Annotated in this window: 8 protein-coding genes; 3 read left to right on the top strand and 5 right to left on the bottom strand. The window is 44.6% G+C overall.

The features are described from left to right. Positions 1 to 364: 364 nt before the first annotated feature. The 4 genes from RMX69_RS10850 to RMX69_RS10835 form a co-directional block, all read right to left on the bottom strand. Positions 365 to 841: a hypothetical protein gene (locus RMX69_RS10850; RefSeq protein WP_322637469.1), complete on the bottom strand. Its 477-nt coding sequence runs from the start codon at positions 839 to 841 to the stop codon at positions 365 to 367. Between the two features lie 221 nt (positions 842 to 1,062). Then, the gene (locus tag RMX69_RS10845; RefSeq protein ID WP_322637468.1) at positions 1,063 to 3,111 is read right to left on the bottom strand and encodes a pentapeptide repeat-containing protein; all 2,049 of its coding nucleotides are present in this window, start codon (positions 3,109 to 3,111) and stop codon (positions 1,063 to 1,065) included. Positions 3,112 to 3,186: 75 nt separating this feature from the next. Next, complete coding sequence (locus RMX69_RS10840) at positions 3,187 to 3,348, bottom strand: hypothetical protein (RefSeq protein WP_322637467.1); 162 nt, start codon at positions 3,346 to 3,348, stop codon at positions 3,187 to 3,189. A 120-nt stretch (positions 3,349 to 3,468) separates the two neighbouring features. After that, positions 3,469 to 4,056, bottom strand: a complete 588-nt coding sequence (locus RMX69_RS10835; RefSeq protein ID WP_322637466.1) for a Uma2 family endonuclease — start codon at positions 4,054 to 4,056, stop codon at positions 3,469 to 3,471. A gap of 84 nt (positions 4,057 to 4,140) precedes the next feature. Here RMX69_RS10835 and RMX69_RS10830 point away from each other — a divergent pair, with 84 nt between their 5' ends. Next, the gene (locus RMX69_RS10830) at positions 4,141 to 4,320 is read left to right on the top strand and encodes a hypothetical protein (protein WP_289797146.1); all 180 of its coding nucleotides are present in this window, start codon (positions 4,141 to 4,143) and stop codon (positions 4,318 to 4,320) included. A 169-nt stretch (positions 4,321 to 4,489) separates the two neighbouring features. On the opposite strand, the gene RMX69_RS10825 is transcribed toward RMX69_RS10830, so the two are convergent. Beyond that, positions 4,490 to 4,882 (bottom strand): hypothetical protein, encoded by a 393-nt coding sequence (locus RMX69_RS10825; RefSeq protein ID WP_289797145.1) that lies wholly within the window; start codon positions 4,880 to 4,882, stop codon positions 4,490 to 4,492. 100 nt (positions 4,883 to 4,982) lie between these two features. Between RMX69_RS10825 and RMX69_RS10820 the strand changes: the two genes are divergently transcribed. Continuing rightward, a complete protein-coding gene (locus RMX69_RS10820) occupies positions 4,983 to 5,657 on the top strand; it encodes a response regulator transcription factor (RefSeq protein ID WP_289797144.1) in 675 nt (224 codons plus the stop codon). Between the two features lie 123 nt (positions 5,658 to 5,780). Further along, the gene (locus RMX69_RS10815) at positions 5,781 to 7,055 is read left to right on the top strand and encodes a sensor histidine kinase (protein WP_289797143.1); all 1,275 of its coding nucleotides are present in this window, start codon (positions 5,781 to 5,783) and stop codon (positions 7,053 to 7,055) included. Positions 7,056 to 7,066: the final 11 nt, after the last annotated feature.

The following is a 7,066-nucleotide window of genomic DNA, read 5'->3' as shown; positions in this document are numbered from 1 at the left end:
TTGGCGGGGTGGGGTTCTTCGGGTTTAATAAGCAATCAAGCGGACATGATATCAGTGCTTTAACCCAAGTTTTTCTAGTCCTCTTCTAGAGGACTTGCACCATTAGACAGGGAATTCTATTCCCTGGCGGTCTGTATTGCATAATAGCTGGAAGTGCTGTATCTTAACTTTCAACGTTAGGGACTTTAACCGCTACGCTTCTGAAGTCACCCCTGTGAACCCAACTAGCTTTACACCACCATCTTCTGAGAGCTAATTGGGTTGTCACCTTTCACTCTTTCTTCTATTCTTTAATGTCTGGTTTCTCGGAATCCGGTGAATCAGGCAACTGATTTATTTCAAGCGTTGGCACAGATGGAGTAAATCAGTTTACTTTTTTTAAAGTCTCAACAACTACTGTACCTGGAACGGTTGCCAAAAGAAAGATTTCCCTGCCACCATCAACAATGATACCACTGTAAGTATCACCACTAGATGTTCGTATCTGCACCGTACAATCTTGTTTAACACTATAGGTTCCTGACACTGTTTCGGTTGGCAGTATACTACCGTCAACGCTACCAATCGCTGTTCCTTGGTAATTTCCCCTTCCATCAAGCTTGATTAAACCAACGCCAGCTATAGACTTTCCTATGATCGTCCCAGTAGTTTTACTTCCATAGCTACCTGTTATGGTTGCATTATTACAAGAAGGCGTAGCTTGGGCGTTCACTTTTTGAGAGATAGCGTCTGAAATGGTCAATGCTGAAACAGTACCAATTATTAACGTCGTAAAAAAGCCTTGGATTTTAAAGTTCATTAGATTCGTGTAATCAAAATACCTTTGCATAAATATTGACATAAGACTTATGCACTGTACAAATTAATCACGTCTGTATACTTGTGAGGAATATCTTATATCATGTCCGCATAATTAGTTATGATTTCCACAGTCATTGCACCCCACCCCCAGCCCCTCCCCGCTTGCGGGGAGGGGAGACAAAGCGCAGCTTTGGCGGGGTGGGGTTCTTGGGGTTTAGTAAGTAATCAAGCGGACATGATATCACCTACGATCGCGTTAAATTATCCCAAACCGAATAGTTTTGCGATCGCAGGCAATAATTTATTACCCGCTTCCACCAAAGAAGCAACAGCAGGTAAGCCGGTAAATATCCCTTTTAACATGGTGATGGCCGTTTTTGCCGTCTTTTGCTTAGTGGATTCTTGAGGATTTTTACCCGCTTCAGCTAAACTGTTCACCTGTTCTAGCGCTTCGGTTTTGTCTTCTTCTGACAAATATGTGGATTGGACGATCGCATCTTGCAACTGCGACAATAATTCTTTGATTCCTGGTTTCTCGGCATCGGTTGCATCAGGTAACTCATTGAGGGCAATACTCACGTTACCGCTGATGGTTCCTAGATTAGCAATAGAATTATTGCCAGCGATACCGCTAACATTACTGCTGCCTTCAATATTGATGCCACTGATATCTGACATATTTGTATCTCCTTGTGTATAAAATTTCGGCTGCTTGAGAGCAGTATCTACCATATTTTCTAAACTAATAATGCGTTTATCTTTTTCTACCAGTAATAATTGCTGACTCTGCGATAAAGCTTTGAGTTGATTATAGTCATCAAAATATTCTGCACTCAGTTGAGATTTATCACTACCTGCGGCAGTTGTGGCTCTGAGCAAGATTTTATCATCGCCGCGTTTCTCCATTGCCACGATTTCTAACTCGGCTTCGGGATGGTTTTCGGCAAGGTTTTTGAAGGCTATGGCAATGGCGCGGGGGTCAACGCCTTGATTGTGGTAAAGGTCGAGGGTGTCAAAAATTGGCTTGATAAAGTCGGCAAATTCGCCGTCTGCAAATACTTCTTGTTTATTATCAGGTTTGCGGAGGGGGTCGGGGTCTTCTTTGGTGGGTAAACGCATAAAGACATATTCACACCTCACCCCATGCAATTTAGTTGTATTTGTAATGCCCCAATCTTCGATGAAGGCGCCGGTGAGGGTTGCACCTGTTAAATCTGTGCCGTCTAGTTGCGTTTGCTTCAGCTTTGCTCTTGACAAATCGGCATCTTGCAAGTTGGCTTCACTGAGATCAGCGCTAATAAAGCTGGCATCTGCTAAATTTGCTAATTGTAAGTTGATACCCCGCAGGTTTTCACGGTAAAAATTCTTATCCTGTACTTGTCCAGTAATCAGCAGTTGACGTACTTGTGAGTTTTGCAGATAAGTTTTCCCAGGACGAACACGGTCAAGCATTTTGGCTTGATGCCAACGGCTACAGATAAGGATAGTGTTTCGGAAATCTGTACTTTTGAGCCTAGCTTGGGTGAAATCAGCATTGGTTAAATTAGCGCCACGAAAACTTGTACCTCCTGTTGCAGCAAAAGGAATAGCGATATTGCGAATTAAGGAATATTTTTCGTCTCCTTTCATTGTTTGCCAACTAATGTAGATACTAAATAAAACTCCGGCTCCGGCTCCGGCTCCGGCTAAGGCTCCGGCTACGTCGAAGGCTATGGCTCCGGCTATGGCTCCGGCTATGGCTCCGGCTACTACGAAGGCTATGGCTATGGCTCCGGCTACGGCGAAGGCTCCGGCTACGGCGAAGGCGAAGGCTACGGCTACGGCGAAGGCGAAGGCTACGGCTACGGCGAAGGTTCCGGCGAAGGCTCCGACTCCGGCTCCGGCTCCGGCTATGGCTCCGGCTACGGCTCCGGCTACGACTACGGCGAAGGCTCCGGCTACGGCTCCTAGACCAGCTGTTAGTCCTTGGCGAATCGTGATTAAAAAGAAGGCAATCAATATAATCAAAGCAGTCCAACCACCAATCTGATTACTTGAGTTGGAAGTATCAAATATTAGTGACACCAAATAACCTTTGACAGCCAAGTAAAACCCTGAAAATCCCGACAACAGCCACGAGACAAGGACTAGGAAAATTGCCCATCGGCGTTGCAGTCCAGCTTTGGCATAACTGAAGTTAGCGCCTGTTAAATTAGCGTTAGTGAAGTTTGCCCCTCGGATGTCGGCATAGCTAAAGTTTGCACCCGCAAGGTCTTGTCTACCTTTGAAGTTGCGTCCTCGGAGATTTTGACCGGAGAAGTCTAAAGCCATGTTCAACTTTACAGAGGTGACCAAATATTAGTACACGCTCACCCCTGTAAATTCAGGAATGGTTAGATATATTTGTTAGTTGAGGTTAAAAGCCGCAACTTCGAGGATAAAAAGCGCAACTTCGAGGATAAAAGGTGCAACTTCGAGCCTCAGAAGGTCATCGTTGAGCCTCAGAAGGTCAACGTCGAGCCTCAGAAGGTCAACGTTGAGGTTAAAAGCCGCAACTTCGAGGATCAAACGTGCAACTTCGAGGCTCAGAAGGTCAACGTCGAGCTTCAGAAGGTCAACATTGAGGTTCTGAGGCTCATTGTTGAAGTACAGCCAATACGGTTTGGCTGGGTAATAGTAATTGAGAGTTCACTTCCGTCCTGCCAAGACTTGTTCGACACTCAAATCCAACTGTGGAAAAGTAAAAGAGATAATGCGTTCTTGTCCTCGGAATGCAACAGCATCATAGAACCCTTCTACTAGAGTGCATATTGTTACTATCTCTTGAATCGGGTCAACAATCCAATATTCGGGAATTTCCAGAACAGCATACTCAGAACGTTTGCTGCGATAGTCTGTAGTTTGTGTAGATTCGCTGACGACTTCTACCACTAATATGGGGGGAGTTTCGTTGAGTTCGATTACAGCCTCTCGATTAGAAAGTGCTTCCCACTGCTGTGTCGGTAATACTACTACATCTGGAATTCGTGAGGTGTCCCAGCGTCCTCCGCGTGGCGAACGCACTCCGACAGAAAACTTTTGCGCTGTCCAATTCTGGCCAATTTTGGCACTTTCATCATCAAAGCTTCGTTCTAAAAACTTGGAGATGCCACCGTGCTTGCCAGTGCCAAGGCTCATGGGAATTAATTCTCCATCTACCAATTCATATTGGGTATCCGTGCCATCGTTATACTTAAGATACTCTGCAAAAGTAAATTTTTTTGTGGTTGCAGTCATAGTGATACCTACTGTGGGCTGCCCCTATGCAATTCTCATCAATGGCTCAATACAGTTATTCTACTTGCATTACAGGAAATACTCATGGAACGCTCAAAATTAATTGCTATTCTTACAGGTGCGATTTCGGTGATTTTAGCGATCGCTTACCTCATCGTAGTCCAATTGCTAGACTACAGGGATATGAAACCCGCCCCCATCAGCCAATTTGACCAAGGGCCTGCAATTATTTCTGTTGTTTGGCAGATTGACAAAATTACCTAATTTTCAAAACAAAGGTTGGCTCAAAGCTAGGGGAAAAGCCAGAACCGACTCGACCCATGTAAATGTTCGTAATAAATTAGGCTTTTCAAACAACCTCTTAGGCAATACGGTTAGGTTAAGGTTTTTTGATGAAAATTATCAATTACAAAGACGCGATAAATTGCCGTCTCTACAATAATGCATTGGATTCAATTATTAATTCTTTAACGCGATCGCGCGGTAAGCCTAACTCTTGACTAAGAGCAGCTTCAAGTTGGCTTATATCTGTGATTGGAAATTCAAATACTATCCTCGTGAGAACTGAGTTGTTAGTTTTAACGTTCACCCGTGAAATTCCTTTTTCGGGGAGAACTTCGACTTTGATCGCTACTATCCTTTTCATAATCTGTCGTGCCGATTGGGTGTCTGCTAGCAGATATTTTTTGGTGAGGTTGGAGCGACTTAAAATTCGATCTCCGACAAAACCGCTCCCTAGCCAAAAAACTAACCCAATCAACGGCAAGGAAAACCAAAATACAAAGCCTAACGATCGCAACACTTGAAAAAGTTGGAGTTGCTGCATGGAAGGTATAAGGTTGAATGTTTACCGTTAGTTTTGTGTCATCCTTTTAGCTTAATCTTAAAATTAGCAAGCGAAAATTACGGCAACCTGAGCAAATAGGATGTTGATCTTACTAGTCGAAGATGACCCATCGCAGTTAGAGCCACTGCGGGCAGCATTATTGAAGGTGGGGCATACAGTAGATGCGCTCGCTGATGGGGAAACAGCACAATGGTTTGCCTTTCGCAAAGACTATGACTTGCTGATTCTAGATTGGATGTTGCCTAAAGTAAGTGGCGTAGAATTGTGTCAAGTATATCGACGAGCAGGTAAGCTGACTCCTGTATTGATGCTGACGGCGAAAGACACGGTTTTAGATAAAGTAATGGGTTTAGATGCTGGAGCCGATGATTACTTAGTAAAGCCTGTGGATGTCCTAGAGTTATTGGCACGAGTCCGGGCACTAGGAAGGCGATCGCCTATGTGGCAAGGAGATATACTTAGCTTGGGCGATTTGCAACTTCATTTATCCAGTTTGACGCTCGAACTTGGTTCGTTGACAACTCAACTTTCTAGCCGGGAGTTTCAATTGATGGAGTATTTAATGCGTCATCCCCGCCAAGTATTATCTCATAACCAGATTGAGCAAGCCCTTTGGAGCTACGGAGAGGAACCTGAAAGTAACGCAGTGACTACCTTAGTTCGCCGCTTGCGCCAGCGCCTACAAACCATTGGTGTCAAAGATTGGATAGAAACAGTGCATCGAATGGGCTATCGAATAAATCCGCCTTTCTAAGCCGTTAGGGGGCAGGGGGCAGAGGGGCAGGGGAGCAGGGGAGCAGGGAGCAGGGAGCAGGGCGAGAAGAATTAATAAGCAGTGCCCAATGACAAATGACCAATGACAAATGACTAATAACTAATGTTTGATCATAGCCGTCGTAATCTTGCTCACTGGTTTGCCCTGTCAATGGGTGGAATTTTGTTCGCCTTTGCAGGGGTGGGCTATTGTCTGAGTGTCGAAGAACAGTTGCGGGTTTTTGACGACGAACTCTTTTCACAAAGTAAAGCCTTTGCCGTCAAAACCCAATACTCGCTTTATCAAAGTCAATGGCAAAATCAGCGCGGCCAGACTCCTGTAGAAAGTGATGCATCCTTGAATGGCGGGCTAATGTATGCACGGTGGTATAACTCTAATAAACAACTTTTGCAGTTTATCGGTTCATCGGGTGGCAAACAGTTGACTGCAAAACCTGGCTTTCAAACAGTAGAAGCACCAATAGACTCAGAATCATTTAGTACAAGAACCTGGGTTCGCCAAGTTACACTTCCTGTTTTGGAAGGTAAGGTGCTGATTGGCTATTTCCAAACGGCAGTTCCAATGAACTCTTTACGCGTTGGACTAAATCAAGCCCGCTTGTTTTTAACTTTTGGGGTTCCCGTGACCTTTGGTGTAATAGGCATTACAGGTTGGTTTTTGGGCGGATTGGCAATGCGACCAAGCCTCCGTGCTTATCAGCAATTGCAGCAATTTACAGCCGATGCTTCTCATGAATTACGCGCACCCGTTGCTACGGTATTAAGCAATGCCCAAGTTGCTCTGATGCCCCCCGAAGACCCGGTGGAACAAAGATTGCGGTTGCAAAATATCGCCCAAACTGCTAAGTCAATGAGTACGCTGATTAACGATCTGCTTTTTTTGTCGCGTCATAATGGCTCCCTTGCAGAAACCGGATTAAAACCCGTTGACTTGTGTGAAATATTGCGATCGCTTGCTCAGGAGTTCGCAGCCCTTGCTCCTGCCCAAAATCTCAATTTCAATGCTCACCTTCCAGAGCATCCCATCATGTTAAAAGCTGATGCTAATTTGCTCAAACAAGCTGTGATTAATCTACTGACTAATGCCTTTAAGTACACATCAGCAGATGGAAAGGTAGAATTATATCTTTTTACTCAGTCTCACTCTGCGATAATTCAGGTCAAAGACAACGGCATTGGCATTCCGTCCACTGATTTGCCACATATATTTGATCGTTTTTATCGGGTAGATACTGTCCGATCTCGGCAAACAGGCGGCTTTGGACTTGGACTTGCGATCGCTCAACAAATTGTGCAACGATACGGAGGTCAAATTACTGTAAATAGTATTCTAGGTCAAGGCTCAACCTTTCAAATTAGCCTTCCCCTGAAACTTTGACAAAAATAATT

It is taken from the genome of Nostoc sp. EspVER01 (assembly GCF_034530635.1).
Classification (GTDB): Bacteria; Cyanobacteriota; Cyanobacteriia; order Cyanobacteriales; family Nostocaceae; genus Nostoc.
This window is presented reverse-complemented; position numbering and strand designations above follow the sequence as displayed.

Excerpts from the sequence above, each read along its gene's own strand:
- RMX69_RS10815 (WP_289797143.1), top strand. The coding sequence starts at position 5,781 with ATGTTTGATCATAGCCGTCGTAATCTTGCTCACTGGTTTGCCCTGTCA.
- RMX69_RS10845 (WP_322637468.1), bottom strand. The coding sequence starts at position 3,111 with ATGGCTTTAGACTTCTCCGGTCAAAATCTCCGAGGACGCAACTTCAAA.
- RMX69_RS10825 (WP_289797145.1), bottom strand. The coding sequence starts at position 4,882 with ATGCAGCAACTCCAACTTTTTCAAGTGTTGCGATCGTTAGGCTTTGTA.
- RMX69_RS10820 (WP_289797144.1), top strand. The coding sequence starts at position 4,983 with ATGTTGATCTTACTAGTCGAAGATGACCCATCGCAGTTAGAGCCACTG.
- RMX69_RS10850 (WP_322637469.1), bottom strand. The coding sequence starts at position 841 with ATGTCAATATTTATGCAAAGGTATTTTGATTACACGAATCTAATGAAC.
- RMX69_RS10830 (WP_289797146.1), top strand. The coding sequence starts at position 4,141 with ATGGAACGCTCAAAATTAATTGCTATTCTTACAGGTGCGATTTCGGTG.
- RMX69_RS10835 (WP_322637466.1), bottom strand. The coding sequence starts at position 4,056 with ATGACTGCAACCACAAAAAAATTTACTTTTGCAGAGTATCTTAAGTAT.